This window comes from Streptomyces sp., from assembly GCF_036524955.1.
Classification (GTDB): Bacteria; Actinomycetota; Actinomycetes; order Streptomycetales; family Streptomycetaceae; genus Actinacidiphila.
The window spans coordinates 44,782-64,078 of record NZ_DATDBG010000173.1 but is presented as its reverse complement, the minus strand read 5'-3'; the positions used below and the strand labels follow the sequence as shown (position 1 = coordinate 64,078).

General features: G+C 70.7%; 20 protein-coding genes. 19 read left to right on the top strand and 1 reads right to left on the bottom strand.

Annotated features, from left to right (window positions below; translation table 11 throughout):
• Window positions 1–9: 9 nt before the first annotated feature.
• Genes VIW71_RS13995 through VIW71_RS13985 form a run of 3 tightly spaced genes read left to right on the top strand, consistent with a single transcriptional unit; the run spans window position 10 to window position 3,285 of the window.
• Complete coding sequence (locus VIW71_RS13995; RefSeq protein ID WP_331622516.1) at window positions 10–1,476, top strand: phage portal protein; 1,467 nt, start codon at window positions 10–12, stop codon at window positions 1,474–1,476.
• Window positions 1,473–2,459, top strand: coding sequence for a hypothetical protein (locus tag VIW71_RS13990; protein ID WP_331622515.1), 987 nt, complete (start codon window positions 1,473–1,475; stop codon window positions 2,457–2,459). Before VIW71_RS13995 ends, VIW71_RS13990 begins: the two co-directional genes overlap by 4 nt.
• A gap of 46 nt (window positions 2,460–2,505) precedes the next feature.
• Window positions 2,506–3,285 carry a hypothetical protein gene (locus VIW71_RS13985; protein WP_331622513.1) on the top strand — a complete coding sequence of 260 codons (780 nt, stop codon included), beginning with the start codon at window positions 2,506–2,508 and terminating at the stop codon, window positions 3,283–3,285.
• 32 nt (window positions 3,286–3,317) lie between these two features.
• Here the strand turns inward: VIW71_RS13985 and VIW71_RS13980 are convergent, their stop codons facing one another.
• A complete protein-coding gene (locus VIW71_RS13980; protein WP_331622511.1) occupies window positions 3,318–4,508 on the bottom strand; it encodes an RNA-guided endonuclease InsQ/TnpB family protein in 1,191 nt (396 codons plus the stop codon).
• 172 nt (window positions 4,509–4,680) lie between these two features.
• Between VIW71_RS13980 and VIW71_RS13975 the strand changes: the two genes are divergently transcribed.
• The 16 genes from VIW71_RS13975 to VIW71_RS13900 all read left to right on the top strand — a co-directional run bounded on the left by VIW71_RS13975 (window position 4,681) and on the right by VIW71_RS13900 (window position 19,257).
• A complete protein-coding gene (locus VIW71_RS13975; RefSeq protein WP_331622510.1) occupies window positions 4,681–5,535 on the top strand; it encodes a P22 coat protein - protein 5 domain protein in 855 nt (284 codons plus the stop codon).
• A 16-nt stretch (window positions 5,536–5,551) separates the two neighbouring features.
• A complete protein-coding gene (locus VIW71_RS13970; protein WP_331622509.1) occupies window positions 5,552–5,941 on the top strand; it encodes a hypothetical protein in 390 nt (129 codons plus the stop codon).
• A gap of 1 nt (window position 5,942) precedes the next feature.
• Complete coding sequence (locus VIW71_RS13965; RefSeq protein ID WP_331622508.1) at window positions 5,943–6,302, top strand: hypothetical protein; 360 nt, start codon at window positions 5,943–5,945, stop codon at window positions 6,300–6,302.
• A gap of 9 nt (window positions 6,303–6,311) precedes the next feature.
• Window positions 6,312–6,890 (top strand): hypothetical protein, encoded by a 579-nt coding sequence (locus VIW71_RS13960; RefSeq protein ID WP_331622506.1) that lies wholly within the window; start codon window positions 6,312–6,314, stop codon window positions 6,888–6,890.
• Complete coding sequence (locus VIW71_RS13955) at window positions 6,883–7,308, top strand: DUF6093 family protein (protein WP_331622505.1); 426 nt, start codon at window positions 6,883–6,885, stop codon at window positions 7,306–7,308. Before VIW71_RS13960 ends, VIW71_RS13955 begins: the two co-directional genes overlap by 8 nt.
• Complete coding sequence (locus VIW71_RS13950; protein ID WP_331622504.1) at window positions 7,308–7,709, top strand: hypothetical protein; 402 nt, start codon at window positions 7,308–7,310, stop codon at window positions 7,707–7,709. The genes VIW71_RS13955 and VIW71_RS13950 overlap by 1 nt, the downstream gene beginning before the upstream one ends.
• Window positions 7,706–8,131: a hypothetical protein gene (locus tag VIW71_RS13945; RefSeq protein ID WP_331622503.1), complete on the top strand. Its 426-nt coding sequence runs from the start codon at window positions 7,706–7,708 to the stop codon at window positions 8,129–8,131. The genes VIW71_RS13950 and VIW71_RS13945 overlap by 4 nt, the downstream gene beginning before the upstream one ends.
• 16 nt (window positions 8,132–8,147) lie before the next feature.
• Entirely contained in the window at window positions 8,148–8,477 is a 330-nt protein-coding gene (locus tag VIW71_RS13940; RefSeq protein ID WP_331622501.1) for a hypothetical protein, read from the top strand.
• A 66-nt stretch (window positions 8,478–8,543) separates the two neighbouring features.
• Window positions 8,544–9,023, top strand: a complete 480-nt coding sequence (locus VIW71_RS13935) for a hypothetical protein (RefSeq protein ID WP_331622499.1) — start codon at window positions 8,544–8,546, stop codon at window positions 9,021–9,023.
• Window positions 9,023–9,550, top strand: a complete 528-nt coding sequence (locus VIW71_RS13930; protein WP_331622498.1) for a hypothetical protein — start codon at window positions 9,023–9,025, stop codon at window positions 9,548–9,550. The genes VIW71_RS13935 and VIW71_RS13930 overlap by 1 nt, the downstream gene beginning before the upstream one ends.
• Window positions 9,551–9,570: 20 nt before the next feature.
• On the top strand, window positions 9,571–9,855 hold the full coding sequence (locus VIW71_RS13925) for a hypothetical protein (protein ID WP_331622497.1): 285 nt from the start codon (window positions 9,571–9,573) through the stop codon (window positions 9,853–9,855).
• A 3-nt stretch (window positions 9,856–9,858) separates the two neighbouring features.
• Complete coding sequence (locus VIW71_RS13920; protein ID WP_331622495.1) at window positions 9,859–14,559, top strand: phage tail tape measure protein; 4,701 nt, start codon at window positions 9,859–9,861, stop codon at window positions 14,557–14,559.
• A gap of 16 nt (window positions 14,560–14,575) precedes the next feature.
• Window positions 14,576–15,442 (top strand): hypothetical protein, encoded by an 867-nt coding sequence (locus VIW71_RS13915; protein ID WP_331622494.1) that lies wholly within the window; start codon window positions 14,576–14,578, stop codon window positions 15,440–15,442.
• 13 nt (window positions 15,443–15,455) lie between these two features.
• Entirely contained in the window at window positions 15,456–16,490 is a 1,035-nt protein-coding gene (locus VIW71_RS13910) for a hypothetical protein (RefSeq protein ID WP_331622493.1), read from the top strand.
• Window positions 16,487–17,581 carry a hypothetical protein gene (locus VIW71_RS13905; RefSeq protein ID WP_331622492.1) on the top strand — a complete coding sequence of 365 codons (1,095 nt, stop codon included), beginning with the start codon at window positions 16,487–16,489 and terminating at the stop codon, window positions 17,579–17,581. The genes VIW71_RS13910 and VIW71_RS13905 overlap by 4 nt, the downstream gene beginning before the upstream one ends.
• Complete coding sequence (locus VIW71_RS13900; protein ID WP_331622491.1) at window positions 17,581–19,257, top strand: glycosyl hydrolase family 28-related protein; 1,677 nt, start codon at window positions 17,581–17,583, stop codon at window positions 19,255–19,257. The genes VIW71_RS13905 and VIW71_RS13900 overlap by 1 nt, the downstream gene beginning before the upstream one ends.
• The last annotated feature ends 40 nt before the right edge of the window (window positions 19,258–19,297 follow it).

Sequence of the window (19,297 nt, the reverse complement as noted above, 5' to 3'; positions counted from 1 at the left end):
GGGGTGCTTGTGGCGACGATCGAGCAGGCCCGGCGTCTGGTGGACGTGCTGGCGGCGGAGCTGTCCGCGCGCTCGGGCATGGTACTGCGGCACGACCACTACTACCGGGGCAAGCAGCCGCTGCGGTTCGCGTCGGATGAGTTCCGGAAGTACTGCGCGGATCGGTACCAGGGATTCTCCGACAACTGGGTGCAGCCCGTGGCGGATTCCCCGGTGGAGCGGCTGACGGTGACCGGTGTGAAGGCGGCCGGCGCGGACAAGGCGGACGCCGACCTGTGGGGGGTGTGGCAGCGCAACGGCCTGGACGCCGACAGCCAACTGGGGTTCCTCGGGGCGGGCAATGCCGCCCGGTGCTTCGTGCTGGTGTGGGGTGACCCGGACGACGAGGAAACCCCGTGTGTGACGTTCGAGGACGCCAGCACGGCGATCGTGCTCTACGAGCCGGGGTCACGCCGCAAGCGGCGGGCGGCGCTGAAGTCGTGGCAGGACGGGTTCAGCGAGTACGCGACGCTCTACCTGCCCGAGGAGGTGTGGAAGTTCGAGCGCCCCCTGTCCCGGGGGGACGGGAAGTCTCCGCAGATGGCCGAGGCCGATGCGGTGATGGACTCCTGGGAGCCGCGGGACATCGAGGAGGAGCCGAACCCGCAGCCGAACCCCATGGGTGTCGTGCCGATGGTGGAACTGCCGAACAGGCCGCTCCTCGCGTCGGACCCGATCTCGGACATCGCGGGGACGATCGCCATGCAGGACGCGATCAACCTGCTGTGGGCCCAGCTCTTCACAGCGGCGGACTACGCCTCGCTGGCGCAGAGGATCGTCATCGGCGCAGAGCTCCCGAAGATCCCGATCCTGGACGCGCAGGGCCAGAAGGTCGGCGAGAAGCCGGTCGACATGGCGAAGTTCGTGCAGGAGCGCATCCTGTGGTTTGAGAACCCGGCCACGAAGGTGGAGTCGTGGCCAGCGGCCACGCTGACGGCGTACACGGACATCATCGAGGTCGCTGTCGGGCACATCGCGGCGCAGACCCGCACACCGCAGCACTACCTGATCGGGAGGATGGCGAACCTCAGCGGGGACGCGCTGATCGCGGCAGAGACGGGCCTGGTCAAGCGCTGCCAAGAGAAGCAGCTGTGGTTCGGGCAGGCGCTGCGCGAGGTGTTCGAGCTGATCGCCCTGGCCCGCGACGAGAACGGCAAGGCGCGGGCGCTGCGCGGCGGCGAGATGCTGTGGGCCGACACCCAGTCGAGGAACATCGCCCAACTCACGGACAGCCTGCTCAAGCTCAAGCAGATCGGTTTCCCCTTCGAGTTCCTCGCGCTCCGGTTCGGGCTGACACCGACCGAGGTCGCCGACCTGATGCTGATGCGCGAGCGGGAAGCCGAGCTCGATCCGGTCTCGGCCATCATGAACGCCGCCGGCCCCGGCGGCGCCATCCCCGCCGCCCCCACCGAGCCCGTGGGCGAGCCGGCGGCATGACCGACGTCATGGACATCGCCCTGGCGTACGAGGTACGCCAGCGGCGCCTGGCCGCGCGGGCGGTGCGGGCGGGGCTGCGGGAGTGGGCGGCGCTCGACCCCGACGACCTGTCCGCGTCCTGGCGCACGGTCGGCCCCCGCCTCGTGGCGGTCCTGGCCGCCGCCCAGACCGCGGCCGCGGGCGAGGCCGGCGGGTACGTGGACCGCGCGGTGCGCGCCCAGGGTGTGGACCCGGACCCCCAGGGCCGCATCGTGCCCGAGGCGTTCGCCGGGTGGGCCGCCGACGGCCGGCCGCTGGACACGCTGATGCTGCGCACCCTGATCACCACGAAGGAGAGCCTCGGCCGGGGCCTGGCGGTCCAGGATGCCCTGGGTGTTGGGGGCCGCCTGATGTCGATGTACATGGCCACGGAGATCGGGGATGCGGGGCGGGGCGCCGAAGGCGTGGGCATGCATGCCTCGCGGCGGGTGACCACCTACACCCGGGTGATGGGCGGCCGGGGGTGCGCGCGCTGCGCGATCCTGGCAGGCGGGATCTACCACATCGAGACGGCGTTCCTGCGGCACCCGTGCTGCCAGTGCCGCAACGTGCCCATCGCCGACGGAGGCCGGAATCCGCCCACAACCACCGACGCGGCCGCGTACTTCCGCGGCCTGTCCCGGGCGGAGCAGGACCGGCTGTTCACCGTCGGCGGCGCCAGAGCGATCCGGGACGGCGCGGACATCACCTCGATTGTCAACGCCCGCCGCAGCGTCTACACCGCGACCGCATACGGGCGGCGCGTGCAGGCGACCCGCGACAGCACGACCCGCCGCGGCCTGTTCTACCAGGCCGAACGGCGCCGGGCCCTCGCCCGCGGCGACACCACCCCGGGCGGCTTCCGGCTACGCACACCACGACTGCTGCCGGAGGAGATCTACCGGCAGGCCGAAACCGCCGAGCAGGCGCTGGAAATGCTGCGCCGCTTCGGCTACCTGACCTGACCGCGCGCAAGGCGCTGGTCACCGATCCCGCAACGGGAGAGCACACATGACCATCCAGACCCTGCCCCGCCACGCCCGCACGGGCGTGCTCGCTGTCGGCTGGCGCAAAGCCCGCACCGGCGAGGATCCGCACGAGCTGCACCCGATCTGGCCCATCCTCGGCGGCGCCGAGGATGAGGACAGCCAGGAGCAGGGCGAGGACGACGCAGGGAAGGACGAGTCCGCCGAGGAGGACGAGTCCGGCCAGGACGACGCAGCCGAGGAGGAGTCCGGCCAGGACGAGGACGACGGCGCCGACAAGCTGGGCGACGCGGGCAAGCAGGCCCTCGACCGCATGAAGGCCAAGCTGAGGGACGAGCGGGGTAAGAGGCGCGCCGCCGAGTCCGAGCGTGACCAACTCAAGGCGAAGTCCGTCGACGACAAGCCGGACCAGGACCAGATCCGCGCCGAGGCCGACAAGGCGGCAACCGCCAAGGCCAACAAGCGGATCATCCGGTCGGAGGTCAAGGCTGCGGCCACCGGCAAGCTCGCCAAGCCCGCAGACGCCCTGGTGTTCCTCGATCTCGATCAGTTCGAGGTCGATGGGGACGGCCAGGTCGACGAGGACGAGGTGGCCGAGGCCATCGAGAACCTCCTCACCGACCGGCCCTATCTGGCGGTCACCGTACCGAAGCAGCCCAGGTTCCAGGGCACAGGGGACGGCGGCGCCCGCAAGGGGACCGGCGGCCCGAAGCAGCTCAGCGAGCAGGAAGTCAAGAAACTAACTCCCGAGCAGATCGACGACGCTCACCGCAAGGGTCAGCTGCGCGACTACCTCGGCGGTTGACTTCCTCCACCCGCCTGAAGGCGGGGGATTCCTCACTTCGCAGTGAGGACTTCCTGCTTCGCAGACAGTTGCCCCGTCCGGGAGTTCTCCCGTTGAGGTCTCACACTGTCTCCACAGGCGGAGACGGCCAGTCCGGCCGCCTTGATGTTGCGTGCCGCGTTGACGTCGCGGTCATGCGTGATGCCGCAGCCGCACGTCCACTCGCGGACGTTCAGCGGCATCTTCGCCGCGATGGTTCCGCAGGTGCCGCACAGCTTGCTGCTGGGGAACCAGCGGTCCACGGTCACGAGTTCACGCCCGTACCAGGCGCACTTGTACTCCAGCATCGACCGCATCTCACGCCACGAGGCGTCGGATATGGCGCGGGCGAGGGAGTGGTTCTTGACCATGTTGCGGACGGTCAGGTCCTCGATCACGACCGTTTGGTTCTCACGGACGAGTCGAGTGGTGAGCTTGTGCAGGTGGTCGCGGCGACGGTCGGCGATCCGGGCATGGATGCGGGCGACCTTCCGGCAGGCCTTGGCCCGGTTGGCCGAGCCCTTCTCCTTGCGGGACAGTTCCCGCTGAACCTTGGCGAGCCGGGCTCGGTCCTTGCGCTCGTGCCGGGGGTTGGTGATCTTCTCCCCGGTGGAGAGGGTCAGCAGGGAGGTAATGCCCGCGTCGATGCCGACGGCCGCCGTGGTGGCCGGGGCGGGGGTGATGGTGTCGTCGCAGAGCATCGACACGTGCCAGCGTCCGGCCACGTCCTGCGACACCGTGACGGTGGTCGGTTCGCTGCCTTCTGACAGGGGGCGCGACCAGCGGATATCCAGCGGCTCGGCCATCTTCGCCAGGGTGAGTTTGCCGTCGCGGAACTTGAAACCGGAGCGGGTGTACTCGGCAGACTTGCGGGACTTCTTCTTCGACTTGTACGTCGGGTATTTCGCGCGCTTGGCGAAGAAGTTGGCGAACGCGCCCTGTAGGTGCCGCAGCGCTTGCTGGAGCGGAACCGAGGACACCTCGGTGAGGAACGCGAGTTCCTCGGTCTTCTTCCACTCTGTCAGACCGGCGGAGGACTGCACGTAGGAAATGCGGCGCTGTTCGCCGTGCCATGCCCGGGTGCGCTCTTCGAGGGCCCGGTTGTAGACGAGGCGGACGCAGCCGAACGTGCGGGACAGCTCGGCTGCCTGCTCGTCCGTGGGGTAGAAGCGGTACTTGAAAGCCCGCTTGACCTGCTGCGTCATGCCTCACATTCTACCAGACTCCATGTGAGACACACGTCCTGTCCGGGCGTCAGGCAGCAGGCAGCGCGCTCGGCCGCTGCGCGGCTCCCGTCCGAGGATGCGTTTCCTCCCCCGGCTGAAGCCAGGGGTATCCACGCAAGGAGATTTCGATAACCCACCGAGAGGAATCACTATGGCAATCACCCGTTTCCGGCCGGAGTTTTGGTCCGCCAAGCTCCTGGTCGCACTCCGCAAGTCCCTGATCTACGCAGGGCCCGGCATGGTCAACCGGGACTACGAGGGCGAGATCGCTGAGGCGGGCGACACCGTCCGGATCACCTCGATCTCCCGGCCGACCGTCGGCACCTACGTGCCGGGCAGCACGGTCATCGTGCCCGAGGAGCTGAACGACGCCCAGCGCACGCTGGTCGTCGACCAGTCGAAGTACTGGGCTTTCAAGGTCGACGACGTCGACAAGCGGCAGGCCAAGGGCGATGTGATGCCCCAGGCCATGTCCGAGGCCGCGTACGCGCTGCGGGACGTCGTCGACCAGTACGTGGCCAGCCTGTACACGCAGGCGCAGTCCGCGAACCAGCTCGGCACCGTCGCGGTGCCGACCTCCAACCCGGAGTACTTCTACAGCAGGATCGTCGTGCCCATGGGTGTCGCCCTGGACAACGCGAACGTTCCCTCAGAGGGCCGCTGGATGGTCGTCCCGCCGTGGCTGTACGGACGCGCGCTGCTGGACCCGAACTTCATCAACGCTGAGAAGTCCGCCGATGGCGGCACGGCTTTCCGCAACGGCATCGTGGGCACTTCCGGCGGCTTCACGATCATGCGGTCCAACAACGCCCCCAACCCGACCGGCGACGACTACGTCGTGACCGCGGGCAACGGTTCGGCGATCTCCTTCGCGGAGCAGATCAACAAGACCGAGGCGTACCGCCCCGAGAGCTCGTTCTCGGACGCCGTTAAGGGCCTGGCCCTGTACGGCGCGAAGGTCATCCGTCCCGAGGCGCTGGCCACCGCCATCGCCTCCCAGACCTGACAGGAGGGCCTGAGACATGGCACGCACCGCTGTCGCCTACAGCAACCTCGTCCCCAACGGGTCCCTGGCCGACCCGGCCGGCACCGCCACCAACGCCGGATCCGGCAACGGCCACGTCATCCCCGCCGCCGGCCCGAGCGCGAAGGCATTCCCCGAGCTCACGGTCCTGCGCGTCGTGGCCGGCGCCACCGGCGGCAACGTCACCGTCAAGGCCGGCACCCTGCCGCTGGCGATCGCCTCCGGGCAGGGCGACCTCGTCGTGGCCGTCGCCAACTCCGCGACCGTGTGGATCGGCCCGTTCGAGTCCGGCCGTTTCCTGCAGAACGACGGCTCGATGCTGGTCGACATCGCCGCCGGTTTCGTCGCCGGCGCCATCACCGCCTTCAAGGTCCCGAGGAACACCTGACATGGCCAAGACGATCTACCTGCGCGGTGAGGGCGGCGGCATCCACGCGATGGACCTGCCGCTGCCCGAGCCGATCCAGGAACGCCTGACCAAGGGGATGCTGCAGCGCGTCAACGAGGACGGCACCCCCTACGCCGGGCCCCAGGAGTCCTCCGCCCCGGAGCAGGAGGAGACGCCTCCCCTGGTCCCCGAGCCGGGCCAGCAGGTCCCCGGGCCGCCGCTCACCCAGCCCGCCAAGGCCGCATCCAAGGCGGACTGGGTCGGCTGGGCCGTCGTGTGCGGCGCCGATTCCGAGGAAGCCGACGGCATGACGAAGGCCGACCTCATCGAGAAGTACGGGACGCCCACACCCGGTGAGTAGGAGGCGGCCGTGACGACTCCTCTCGCCACCGTGGCGGACGCCGAGGAGTACGGATACGCCCTGCCCGCAGGGTCGGCGGACTCCCTGCTGCTCCGCGCCTCGGTGAGGGTCCGGCGCGCGGCCGGGCAGCCCATCACGCCGAGCGTCGTAACCATCGAGATCACCCCGGAATCCCGCCGGGTGCAACTCCCGGCGCCACCGGTCATCGAGGTGCAGTCCGTCGAGGAGGTCGCCGACGACGGCACCACCACCGCCCTGACCGGATGGCGCTGGGACGGCACCCACCTGCAACTCCCGCACGGCTGCCCCAGCCGCATCCGCGTCACCTACCGGCGCGGATGGGCCCCCCTCCCGGCCGGCGTCGTCGAACTCGTCTGCCAGGTCGCCGACCGCCTGGCCAACACCCCCAAGGGCATGGACGTCGGCATCCGCTCGCAGTCCCAGACGATCGACGACTACTCCACCTCCACGACGTTCGCGGCCGAGCAGGTGGAGGTCTCCGGGGACCTGCTGCCCGGCGAACTCGCCGCCCTGCGACGGGAACTCGGCTCCGTGCCGGGCGTGTGGGTGGTGAAGACCGGTGGGTGACATCGCCGCACTGCTCGCCCAGGCCCGGGCGGCGCACGAGGACCTGATGGCCGCGGCCGGCGACCAGGTCCGCATCCACCGCCCCGGCGAGCCCGTCTTCGACCAGGAGACGGGCGAGGACACGCCAGGGCCGGACCTGGTGCTGTACGAGGGGCCGGCGCGGGTCAAACCGCTCGCACAGTCGACCGGCACGGAAGTGCAGGCGGGCGAGCAGGAGGTGCGGCTGCGGGACTACGAGGTCGCGGTGCCGTGGTCGACGACCGTCCCGCCGGGCGAGGTGATCCGGCCGGGCGACCGGGTGCTGGTGCTCGCCGCATCCGACCCCCGAATGGCCGGCACGACGCTGTACGTCACCGGCCGCCAGTTCAGCTCGACCGCGACCGCGTGGCGGATCTACGCGGAAGACAGGGAGGCGTGATGGGCATCGACCTGACCGAGCTGCAGGCGTTGACCGGCCAGATCGCGGCCAGCGGCGGCGTGCTGCACGCCGAGGCCCGCGCGGTCGTGAGCAGGGGCGCGCTGAATATCAAGAACGGCTGGCGGGACCGGGCCCGGGTCACGGCTGGCGAGCACGCCAAGCTCTACCCCAACTCGATCTCCTACGACATCCACGAGGCGCCCGGCGTCATCGAGGCGGAGATCGGACCGGTAACCCAGCATCGCCGTCGCGGGCAGCAGCAGGGGGCCCTCGGCAACATCCTCGAATACGGCACCTCGACGCAGGCCGGGCACAACGACGGCGGGCAGGCGCTCGATGAGGAGGAGCCGCGGTTCCTCGCGCAGGTCGAGGCGCTGGCGGACCGGGCGGTGGGGCTGTGACCGCGGTCCCGCTGGCGGTGCCGCACCGCAACGCGATCCTCGCCGCCCTGGCCCCGCTCGCTGCCCGGTCCACGGGCCCGATCGCCGTCAGCGAGGGGGTCGCCCCCGACCCGGTGCCGGAGAACGGGCTGTACGCGGTGCTGTACGTCTCCCCGGGCAGCACATCGTCCGCATCGCTCGCCGACGAGCGCACCACCCTCAGCCTCTCCTTCCAGGTCACCAGCGTCGGCCCCACCGCCGAGAAAGCGCTGTGGGTGGCCGACCGGGTCCGCGAGGTCTTGGCCGTACCCCTGGCCGTGGACGGCCGGGTCGCCTGGCGTGTCGAGGAGCAGGGCGGGCCGCCCGTGCAGCGGGACACCGACCTGACTCCGCCCGTGTACTACCTGCCGGTGCAGTACCGGCTGCAATCCATCCCTGCCTGACCAGGAGGAACCGTCCATGGCAACACTGACCGCGAACTCGATCGCGTCCGGTGGGACGCTCAACAACCCCGTAGCGGCGTCCGCCGGAGGCGACAAGGTCCAGCCGGTCGGCGACCGGGTGTTCATCGAGGTCACCAACGGAGGCGGCAGCTCGATCACCGTCACCGTCCCCTCGTACGCCACGGTCCGCGGGCAGGCCGCCGCCGACCGCACGGTGACCATTGCCGCCTCGGCGACGAAGAAGATCCCGATTTACGCCGACCTGAACACGAACCCCGCTGACGGCCTCGCCTCGATCACCTACAGCGGTGTCACGACTGTCACGGTCGGCGCCTACCGCGTCTGACGCCCGCCCCAGACCCCTATCCGCGGCCCCTGCCCGGGGCTTTTTTCACGCCCCGAGGAGGGCCAGATGTCTGACCTGATCAGCGACGGCAACACAAAGGTGTGCTGGGCATCGTCCCTGTCCAGCCTGACCGCTCCGCCGGCCACGGAGCTGAACGCCGCGGCGGACTGGACCAGCCGCGTCACCCCGGACGGCCTGACAACCACACCGACGACCGCGGACGTGCCGACCGGTTCGCTGGCGTCCCGGCAGGACACCAACACCGTGGGCCGGGTCGGCTGGGACGTGTCGGTGACGTTCAAGAAGGGCACCACGGTCCAGGAACTGGCCCCGTACACCACCCTCAAGTACGGGGTGACCGGCATCCTGATCGTCCGGCGCGGGATCGCCTACGAGACCGCGTTCGCTGCCGGGCAGGAGGTCGAGATCTACCCGGTGACCTGCGGGGAGCGGATGAACATCGCCCCTGCGGCGAACGAAGTGGCGAAGTTCACCAGCCCGATGAAGCTCTCCACCCCGGCCGTTCCGGATGCGGTGGCCGCCTGATGCCCAAGGACATCGAGGCCATCCTCAAGCAGGCCAAGCCCAGGGAGACCACAGTCCCCGTCTACATGGCCGGGGACCTGGTCGCCGAGATCGAGCGCCTGGAGCGCCAGCTCGCGGAGGCCGGGGCCGGGGCGTGGAAGGCGGACAGCCTCGCTGACACGAACCCGACCCGGGCGATCGCGGAGAAGATCGAGGCCGTCCGCGAGAAGCTCAAGAAGTCCGAGGTCGAGTTCAGATTCCGGGCGCTCCCGGACGACCAGTGGTCGGATCTGCTGGCCGCGCACCCGCCGAAGGACTCCGAGCAGCACCTGTTCAACCCGGACACCTTCCCGCGGGCCCTGATCGCGGCCTGCGCTGTCGATCCGATCATGGAGGTCGAGCAGGTCGACCGCCTGTTCGGCGTCCTCAACCAGGCACAGCGGAACGCGCTCTTCGACGGCGCCTACGGCGTGAACACGGAGGGCACGAGCGTCCCTTTTTCCGTGAGCGCCTCCGCGATCCTCGGGGCCCTTGGCGACGGGAAGTAGAGGCGGCGCGGGCGTGGGGCGTGCCGCGCAGCATCTTCATGGGCCGCGGCACGCCGGCGCCCGGTGAGCCGCTGTGGCTGCCGGAAGACCGCGCGTGGGCGCTCGCCCTTCTCCAAGTGGAGGCGGAGTCCTGCCCGGAGTGCGGCCAGCCGTGGGCCGAGTCGGCGGCGCCGGAGAACGAAGAGGCGTACAGAGCCGAGATCCATCGCTGCTGGGCCTGCTCGGCCGGCGCGCAGGCCGTCGAACAGCACCAGCAGGGCCGCGGTTCGTTGGCCGGCGCCCACGTCATGATCCGAAAGAGGTGAACCGTGGCGGACCGTACCGTGACCGTCCGGCTCCGGCTGGACTCCACCCAGTGGGCCGCCGGGCAGAACGCCGCGGTCCGCGCGAACGACCGGATGTCGGCCAGCGCGCGCGCTGCTGCGACCCGGGCCGAGCGGGACGCCCAGCGGACCGCCAGCGCGGTCGCGGGCACCTTCAGCGGGATGGCCAGGTCGGGTGAGGCCGCGCTCGGCCGCCTGGACGCCGCGGCAGCCCGCTCCTCGCAGACCCTCGCCCGCTCCAATACCGCGGCAGCGGCCTCTACTCGGCAGGTCGGCGCCGCCGCCGCTGAACTCCCGGCCACGTTCCACGCCGCTGGCACTGCGGGCACGGCCGCGCTCCGCCAGATCGACGCCGCGGCAGCCGCCTCAACACGGGCGGTCACCGGCGTTGGCGCAGGCATGTCCGCGGCGACCGCGGCAGCGGCGGCCGGCACCAGTCAGCTGTCGCTGGCCAGCCGGTTGGCGCTCGCCGAGGCCGCACAGGCGTCCCGGGTGGCTGCGGCGTCCGCCGCCACGGCCGAGCGGATCTCCACCTCGGCACACCTGGCTGCGTCCGGCGCCACCAACGCGGCCGTGGCCGCAGCGGCGGCCACCGCCCGCGCGGACGCCAACGCCCGCGCCCTGGCAGCCACGTTCGGCGCTGCTGCCGCCCGGGCCCGCACGATGGGCAGCGCGGCGGCAGCCGCGGCCAGCCGGTCCGAGCGGACCCTGCGCGGGGCCCGCACGGCCAGCCTCGGCCTGGTCGCGGCGTTCGGCATCGCCGTCTACGCGTCCAGCCGATTCGAGACCGCCATGTCCGGAGTCAAGGCCGCCACCCAGGCCAGCGGCAAGGAGCTGGACTCCCTGCGGCAGGCCGCGATCCAGGCCGGCGCCTCCACCCAGTACAGCGCCACCCAGGCGGCCGGCGCGGAGAAGGAGCTCGCCAAGGCGGGCGTGTCCACAGCGGACATCCTCGGTGGCGCGTTGAAGGGCACACTCAGCCTCGCTGCGGCCGGCGAGATGGACGTCGCCGAGTCCGCGATCGTGGCAGCCAAGGCCATGAACAGCTTCGGCCTGTCCGGCTCACAGATGGGCCACATCGCCGACGTCATCGCCGCCGCCGCCGGCAAGAGCGCGACGGACGTGCACCAGATGTCGCTCGCTTTCGCACAGTCGTCGCTGCTGGCCCACCAAACCGGGTTGTCCCTGGAGCAGGCGGCCGGATCCTTGGCTCTCTTTGCGCAGAACGGCCTGGTGGGAAGCGACGCGGGTACGTCCCTCAAGACCATGCTCATGCGCCTGACCCCGCAGTCCGAGGAAGCCCGCGGCGTCATGGAGAAGCTGGGTTTCAGTGCCTATGACGCGCAGGGCAACTTCGTGGGCCTGGACGAAGTCGCCAACAGGATGCAGCAGTCGTTCGGCGGACTCTCGCCCGAGGCCCGCAACTCCGCGATGTCGATCATCTTCGGATCGGACGCGATCCGTGCCGCCACGATCGTCACCCAGGCCGGCGCGGCCGGGATCGACGCCTGGACGAAAGCCGCCAACGACCAGGGCTACGCCGCCCGGTACGCGGCCACACAGACCGACAACCTGCAAGGCGACGTCCGGCGGCTGGCGTCCGCGCTGGAGACCGCCCTCATCTCCTCGGGCAGCGCCGCCAACGGCATGCTGCGGGAGATGGCCCAGGCCCTCACCGCGGTCGTGCGCTGGTACACCGACCTCCCGCCCGGCGTACAGAAGTCCGTCACCGCCCTCGCGGGATTCCTCGGCGTCGTGGGCCTGATCGGCTCGGGTCTGCTGCTCATGCTGCCGCGCATCGTGCGGACTCAGCGCGCACTGGTGGAACTCGGCCTGACGGCCGCGCGCACCCGCACGCTGATGGCCGGCCTGGGACGGCTCGGCATGGTGGCCGGCGTGTTGGCCGCGCTCACCTGCGGGGCCGACAAGCTCACCGAGGCGCTGAAGAAGCCCGCCCCGAACGTGACGAAGTTGACGGATTCGCTGGTGGACCTCGTCCAGTCCGGTAAGAAGACCAGCGAGGGCGTCAAGGAACTGGACGGCTTCGGCGACGCGGTCGCACGCATCGCCCATCCCTCGACCCTCAACCGGCTCGACGACATCGCCTCCAGCGTCGGCCACCTCGGCCTGACCAGCTCGAATATCGGCTCGTACACCGAGGCGACAGACCAGATCAAGGCGCTCGACGACGCTCTCAGCAACCTCGTGGCCTCCGGCGCGACCGATGTAGCCGCGAAAGCTTTCAAGATCTACGCGGCCGAGGCGGAGAAGTCCGGGACGTCCACGAAGAAGTTCAAGACCCTGCTCCCGCAGTACACAGACGCCCTCACCGGGGCCGGTACCCAGCAGAAGCTGGCCGCGGACAGCCAGAAGGAGTTCGCGGAGCAGATGGAGCTGAGCGCTGACGCGATCAGGGACACTGCCACCCAGACCGAGAAACTGACCGCGGCCCTTGACGCCCTCAACGGGGCGAGCATCGACACGGCCCTGTCGGAGATCGATTTCCGGAACTCCGTGGCCGCGGTGGCCGACTCGGTGAAGGACAACGGCCACAGCCTCGACATCAACACCGACAAGGGCCGGAAGAACACCGAGGCAATCCTGAACGCGGCCAGGGCCGCCCAGTCGCACGCCGAGGCGGTCGCCACCCAGACCGAAAGCATGAAGAAGGGCCAGGCCGCCTACGCCCGGGACATCGAACTGCTGAGGCAGGACCTCAAGGCCCGCGGCTTCAATGAAGAGGCAGTCAAGAAGCTCATCACCGCCTACCTCCAGGTGCCCAGGTCCGCCACCACCGCGGTGTCGGCGCCCGGTCTGGAGAAGACAGCGGCCGAGTTGGACGCGGTCCGTAAGAAACTCGCGGACGTCCCGGCGGGCAAGTCCATCACCGTCAAGGCGCCCTCGGCTGCGGCGATCGCCGAACTGAAGGCGATCGGCTACAAGGTCGAGACGCTTCCGAATCACCAGATCAAGATCACCGTGCCGACCAAGGCCCAGAAGGCGGCCCTTGCGGACCTGGACGCCCACATCCGGGCCATCCGGGACCGCACGATCGTCCTCACCATCGAGCAGAAGGTGAAGACCGGGAAGCTCAGCTCGCAGGCCGGCAAGAACCAGATCGAGACCATCGGCCGCGAGGCCAACGGCGGCATCCGGCACTTCGCCGGCGGCGGCATGGAGCAGCACGTCGCGCAGATCGCGCGGGCGGGCGAGTGGCGGGTGTGGGCGGAGGACGAGACCGGCGGCGAGGCATACATCCCGTTCGCGGCCAGCAAGCGGCACCGGTCCCGTGCGATCGCCGAGGAGACCGTGCGGCGGCTCGGCGGGAAGGGAATCGCCTGGAACGCGGTCGGCGCCGTCCGGTCCTACGCGTCCGGCGGCCTGCCGACGTACACCCCGACGCAAGCGCCGGCCCTGGGCGGTGCGACGGACGCCATGGACCGGTACAACACCGCCCGCGACCGGCTCAAGGATGCGTGGGAGACCCTGGCCAAGACGCTCTCCGACGCGGCGAAGGAGACCACGGCCCTGCACGACGCCGAGGCCAACCTCCGCCGGGTGCGTTCCGGGCACCACACCGAGGCGCAACTGGCTGCCGCGGAGAAGAAGCTGCGCGACGCCCGCAACGCCAGCGCGAAGGCGAACGCCTCGGTCACCTCCGCCAAGTCCGACGTCTACCGTGCCGACGCCGCCCTCGGCGTCGCCAAGGGCGCGAAGGCCCCGGCCTCGTTCGACCTGCGGGCGTACCAGGTGCAGCTCGGCCGGTCCGTGGCCGCCACCGAGACGTGGCGGAAGTCCCTCGACGCGATCGGCAAGCGGGGCGGGTCGGAGATCCGCAGCATCCTCGAAGGGATGGGGGAGGACGGCTACGCCCTCGTCCAAGCGCTGGCGAAGGCGTCGGACAAGCAGTTCGCGGACATCGCCGCGAAGCTCAAGGCCACTGCTGGTGTGGCGAAGGCCGGTCTCGCGGACTTCCAGCGGCAGGTGAGCGGGGCGACGAAGGAGTCTGCCCAATTCGCGTCCGATCTGCAGAAGTTGGCGGCCCAGGGCTACGGCAGTCTGGCGCAGGCCCTGGCCGCGCAGGGCGACGCCGCAGCCCAGGACCTTGCGCACCAGGCGGCGGGCGACAGCAAGGCCGCTGCGGCGGCGGACCGGGCGGTCAAGGGCTCCGGTCAGACCCTGACGGGTGAGGAGCTGGCCAACGCGTTGACGCTGCTGTCCACGCTGCGGGGCGGCCGGGGGCGGGGCTTTGAGGACCTGATCCGGGCCGGGCTGGACGTCGCCACGATCCGGGCCCTCGTCCCGAAGATGATGAAGCAGATCAGCGCGCTGCCGAGCGCCTACAAGACCGAGTTCTTGAAGGAGTGGGGCGGCCAGAGCGGCGTGACCGCGATGGCCCGGGGCGGTCTGCTGACCCGGCCGACCGCGGTCCTGGCGGCGGAGGCCGGGGTCCCGGAATGGTTCATCCCGCAGAACGGCTCGGCGCGGTCGGCGGCTTTGCTGTCGGCCGCTGCCGCGGGGATGGGCTACCAGCTCGTGCCTGCGGGCCGGTGGGCGGGCCACACGTCGGCCGGTGGCGGGACCACGCACGTCGACCGGTCGCAGGAGATCCACCTGCACGCGGCCAACCAGTCGCTGGGCGAGCAGCGTGCGGACCTGCTGCGGCACATGGAAGCGCTCGGCTGACAAGGGGGGTGATCGGATGCTCCCGGGCACCGTGTTGGGCGGCCGGCGCGTCGACCTGGGCGCGCTGCAGCTCGGCTTGGTCGATTCGGCGGGGGTGGCGTGGCGGGTCGGCGCGGACGGCCTGCAGGGCTGGGACTCCGCGGAGGTGCGTTCTACGGTCACCCAGCGGGAGGCGGCCCACGGGGCGTGGATAGGGCCGAGCTACCTGGGCGAGCGGGTCATCACACTGGGCGGGACGATCGTCGCCCCCGCCGGCGCCCAGCTCGACGCTGCGGTCGAGCAGTTGCTGGCCGCCGCGCCGCTCGACGGGTACGCCACGCTCGTCGTGCACGAGGCGATACCGAAGCAGGTGTCGGTCCGGCAGTCCGGGAAGCCGATCGTCAAGTACGAGACCGACACCGTGGCGACCTGGAGCCTGCTGGTGACGGCGCCGGACCCGCGCCGGTACGGCACCGACCTGCAAGCGGGGACCACGTCCCTGCCGTCGACCACGGGCGGCCTGGTACTCCCCGCGACCGTGCCTCTCACGGTGAGCGCGACGACCGTGTCCGGGGCGATCATCGCCACCAACGAGGGCACGATCGGGACCCATCCGCTGCTGACGATCGCTGGCCCGGTGAGCAGTCCGACGATCACGGTGCAGTACCCGGACGGCACGGTGGCCGCGCTCGCCTACGCCGACACGCTGCTCACCGGTGACGTCCTGGTGCTCGATACGGACGCACACACCGCCATCCTCAACGGCACCGCATCGCGCCGCCGTTACCTGTCAGGTCCGTGGCCGGAGATCCCGCCCGCCAGCACGGTCCGCCTGGAATTCCGGTCCGCCGTTTACAACCCGACCGCGACGCTGACCGCCACGTGGCGCTCAGCCTGGAAATGAAGGAGCGCTGACGGTGCCGGATCCCCTGTGGCTGAACACGATCACCTACGACGCGCACGAACTGCGCGTCGCCGACGCCCTGATGACGATGTCCAACGGCACCGGGCGGGGTGGCCGGCAGGGGGTGCGGCCCGGTACGGGTCTGGGCACGACGATCTCCGGGACCACGATCACCGTGGCCAGCGGCAGCGCGTTCGTGTCCGCACCCAACGGTGAAGGCTCCTACCGGGTCGCGCTGGATTCCTCCTGGACGCAGGTGATCAACGCGGCGGACGCCACTTTCACCCGCATTGACCTGGTGTATCTGCGGGTGTGGGACACCGACCTTGACGGTACGGGTCTGCGGCAGGTGAGTCCGGTGTACCTGGCGGGGACCCCGTCCGGTTCGCCCGTCGCGCCGTCGATCCCGGCGGGGCTGTACGCGTTTCCGCTGGCGACGGTCACGGTGCCGGCGTCCGGTGGCGGGGCCGCCACGGTGTCCACCGCGGTCATGCCCCTCACCGTGGCACCGGGCGGGATCCTGCCCGTGCCCTCGGCGGACCTGGGGGTGGCCGGCCTGCACACAGGCCAGACCCGCTACAACCTCGCGCGCAGCGTGCTGGAGACGTGGACCGGAACCGCGTGGCTCGCGGCCGGCGACACCCAGCCGTACACCCCGGTATGGACGGCAGCCACCACCAACCCGAACAAGGGCTCCGGGTCCGTGAACGGCGAATACAGCCTGGTCGGGGATACCTGCACGTTCGCGTTCGAGATCATGATCGCCTCGGACACCAACCCCGGCTCCGGCGCGTACAGCATCAGTGTCCCGTTCCCGATCGGCGGGATCTCCCGGACCGGGACCGGGCAGGCCATCGGCGGCTCCGGCCCGGTGAGGATCCCGCTGAGCATCCCCCTGGCGTCCGGGAACACGGCCGTACAGCTGTTCGCCCCTTCCGGGTCGGGCGGCACCTCCCTGGCCACCCTCGGCAGCGCCGGCGTGTACGGCACGAACGCCTGGGTCGCCGGGAACGTGATCCGCGGCAACGGCACCTACAAGATCGCATGACCGGCGCCGAACCCGTCGTCCTGGCCTGGTACGCGTGCGACCTGCGGACCGGGCGGATCGCGGAGGAACTGCGGTCGCTGACCCTGTCCGGGGAGATCGGCCGCAAACTCGGCGTCTCCACGTCCGCCCAGTTCGACCTGGACCTGAACGGGGCACCGCCCGCGTGGGAGCCGGCCACCGACCCGGGACGCACCATGCTGGTCGCCGTCGACACCCTGACCGCACAGCCCGTCTGGTCGGGCATCATCCTGACCCGCACCGACAACGCCAGCAGCACGCTGCAGCTCGGCGCGGCCACCCCGGAGGCGTACTTCGACCGCCGCTACACCGGCGACTACACCGGGGTGCTGCGCGACCAGGCGCTCATCATGGCCGACCTGGCCACCGCGGTTCTGACCGATGCCCCGCCCTTCGTGATCGACGCCCCGGCCGCCGGCGGCACCCCGCTCACCTACCAGCTCCAGGACGGCGACGACCGCACCGTGCTGTCCGCCCTGCAGGAGCTGATGGGCATGGACGGCGCACCCGAGTGGACAGTGGACACCGAGTGGGCCGACACCGGGCAGACGCGGTTCCGCCTGGTGGTCCGGGTCCGCCCGAAGATCGGCGTCCAGTCGGTCCGGCCGGAGGCGGTGTTCGACATGCCCGGCAACCTCGCCTCCTACACCCTCACCGAGTCCTACGAGGCCGGCAAGGCCGCCACCCGCGTCCGCGCGTGGGGCGACGGCGAGGGATCGGCCCGGCTACGCAGTGCCGACCACACCGCCGCCGACCTGATCACCTCCGGGTGGTGCCGGTGGGACTACCGCTACACCCCGGCATCCGGCCTGACCGACCCCGGCCAGCTCGACGCGCACGCCACCCAGGCTCTGGCCCAGATGAGGACCGGGTCGGCCGCGTGGACACTCCAGGCCGTCGCCTCCCGCGCGCCGCGGGTCGGGAGGGACTTCGGGCTCGGCGACTCCGTCCGGGTCCGCATCGACCACTCGCCCAGATTCCCCAAGGGGGCCGAGACCGTGGCCCGCTGCTACGCCTGGAACCTCGACCCCGGCGCCGACACCGTGACACCGATCCTGCTGGAGGACGACTGATGCCGCTGCGCGTGGACCAACTCCCGGCCGACGCCCGGACGCTGGCGGAGCGGCTGAACCGGCAGCGCCGCGACGCCGCCGAACGGGCAGCCTCCCGCCGCCTGGAACACGCCGGGATCGGCGGCGCCCGCTTCTCCGTCACTGACACCGGGATGATGATCATCACCGGCCCCGTGCAGGTCGACGGGTCCCTGCTGGGCGCCGGCGGCGTGGACTGGATCAGCGTGAAGGCACACGGGGCGAAAGGCGACGACAGCACTGACGACCTGGCCGCGATCAACGAGGCGATCAACGTCTGCCCCGAAGGCGGGGTCGTCTACTTCCCGCCCGGCCAGTACCGGGTCTCCGCCGGGATCAAGCTCAAGCGCAACCGCACCTACCTGGGCTCCCACAGCCCCCGCTGGCAGTACCGCGGCGGCTCCCCCTGCGCCATCAAGCCGCACGCCACCCTGTTCTCCGACACCAAGCTGATCCACGTCGCCGACAAGGAAATCACCGGGGCAGGCCTGGACAACGACGGCGGCCGGATCGAGAACCTGGCCGTGCTCGGCCAGAACGCCGGCTCGGGGGTCGTGGGTGTCCTCTTCGAGGGCCTGGTGCGGGACTGGATCGTCCGCGGCGTGGACAGCTCCAACACGTCGGGGAACGGCTGGCAGACCTTGGGCTACGCCTCGACCGACGGCACCACGCACTACCCGCGCGGCCTGGACATGCACTCCATCACCACGTACAGCGCGCACAACAACGGCTTCAGCTTCTCCAACCTCACCGACTCCACGGTGAGCGACGCGCTCGCGGTGTCCGCGTCCGCGATCGGCTGGCTCATCGACAACCCCGGCGAGGCCAGATACCTCGACTGCCGCTCGGTATTCAATGCCTCCGACGGCTTTCGCATCACCGGGTCGGTCGGCGTCGGAGGCGCCCAGTTCGTGGCCTGCTCCACCGACCGCAACCAGAACTACGGCGTGAAAATCACCGCGACCGGCACCCAGCCGCTGACCTTCACCGACCTGCTGACCCGCCGGGACGGGAAAAACTCGAACCTGGGCGGCGGCAACCTCGCCGGGGTGGCCGTCATCGGCACCTCGGGCAGCACCACCTGCCCGGTGGTCATCACCGGCCTGGCCCAGACCGTCGGCGTGGACGACGGGGCGACCTCCACCGGCAACGACAGCCCGCAGTACGGGGTGTGGGCGGAGTACGCCAAACACGTGTCCGTGCGGGGCGCCGCGTGGGGCGTCACCAGCGCCGTCTACGACAACGGCAACAACACCAGCCTGGACATCGCGGGCCTGTACCGGCAGAACGGCCTGGCCTCGGCCAGGGCCGTGGACACTGCCGTCGTCGGCACGCAGCCCACGGTGGCCGCCGCCTCGGGAGCGGGCACCAGCCCGCCCACCCCGACCCTGTCGGCGACCGCCGACAACGGTGCTGGCGTCGTCAACCTCGGCACCGGCACCAGCCCCACGACCGGCAGCCAGGCCACTGTCACCTTCAGCCGCACCAAGGCCCGTACTCCGGTGGTCATCGCGGTGCCGGCCAACGCCGCCACCAACGCGAGGCAGGTCGGCGTCACCAACGTCTCGACCACCGGCTTCAACATCACGTACGGCGTGGCCGGGTCCGCCTCACAGTCCGTCGGGACCTACCAGGCCGCCTACCAGGTCATCGACTGACCGGCACCCACACCACCACCAACCCAGCCCCGCGCCGGAT

What these genes read in the sequence shown, in the direction of transcription:
- VIW71_RS13990 (WP_331622515.1), top strand. Translation starts at nt 1,473, where the DNA reads ATGACCGACGTCATGGACATCGCCCTGGCGTACGAGGTACGCCAGCGG.
- VIW71_RS13940 (WP_331622501.1), top strand. Translation starts at nt 8,148, where the DNA reads ATGGCAACACTGACCGCGAACTCGATCGCGTCCGGTGGGACGCTCAAC.
- VIW71_RS13905 (WP_331622492.1), top strand. Translation starts at nt 16,487, where the DNA reads ATGACCGGCGCCGAACCCGTCGTCCTGGCCTGGTACGCGTGCGACCTG.
- VIW71_RS13950 (WP_331622504.1), top strand. Translation starts at nt 7,308, where the DNA reads ATGGGCATCGACCTGACCGAGCTGCAGGCGTTGACCGGCCAGATCGCG.
- VIW71_RS13935 (WP_331622499.1), top strand. Translation starts at nt 8,544, where the DNA reads ATGTCTGACCTGATCAGCGACGGCAACACAAAGGTGTGCTGGGCATCG.
- VIW71_RS13915 (WP_331622494.1), top strand. Translation starts at nt 14,576, where the DNA reads ATGCTCCCGGGCACCGTGTTGGGCGGCCGGCGCGTCGACCTGGGCGCG.
- VIW71_RS13975 (WP_331622510.1), top strand. Translation starts at nt 4,681, where the DNA reads ATGGCAATCACCCGTTTCCGGCCGGAGTTTTGGTCCGCCAAGCTCCTG.
- VIW71_RS13900 (WP_331622491.1), top strand. Translation starts at nt 17,581, where the DNA reads ATGCCGCTGCGCGTGGACCAACTCCCGGCCGACGCCCGGACGCTGGCG.
- VIW71_RS13930 (WP_331622498.1), top strand. Translation starts at nt 9,023, where the DNA reads ATGCCCAAGGACATCGAGGCCATCCTCAAGCAGGCCAAGCCCAGGGAG.
- VIW71_RS13970 (WP_331622509.1), top strand. Translation starts at nt 5,552, where the DNA reads ATGGCACGCACCGCTGTCGCCTACAGCAACCTCGTCCCCAACGGGTCC.
- VIW71_RS13985 (WP_331622513.1), top strand. Translation starts at nt 2,506, where the DNA reads ATGACCATCCAGACCCTGCCCCGCCACGCCCGCACGGGCGTGCTCGCT.
- VIW71_RS13980 (WP_331622511.1), bottom strand. Translation starts at nt 4,508, where the DNA reads ATGACGCAGCAGGTCAAGCGGGCTTTCAAGTACCGCTTCTACCCCACG.
- VIW71_RS13965 (WP_331622508.1), top strand. Translation starts at nt 5,943, where the DNA reads ATGGCCAAGACGATCTACCTGCGCGGTGAGGGCGGCGGCATCCACGCG.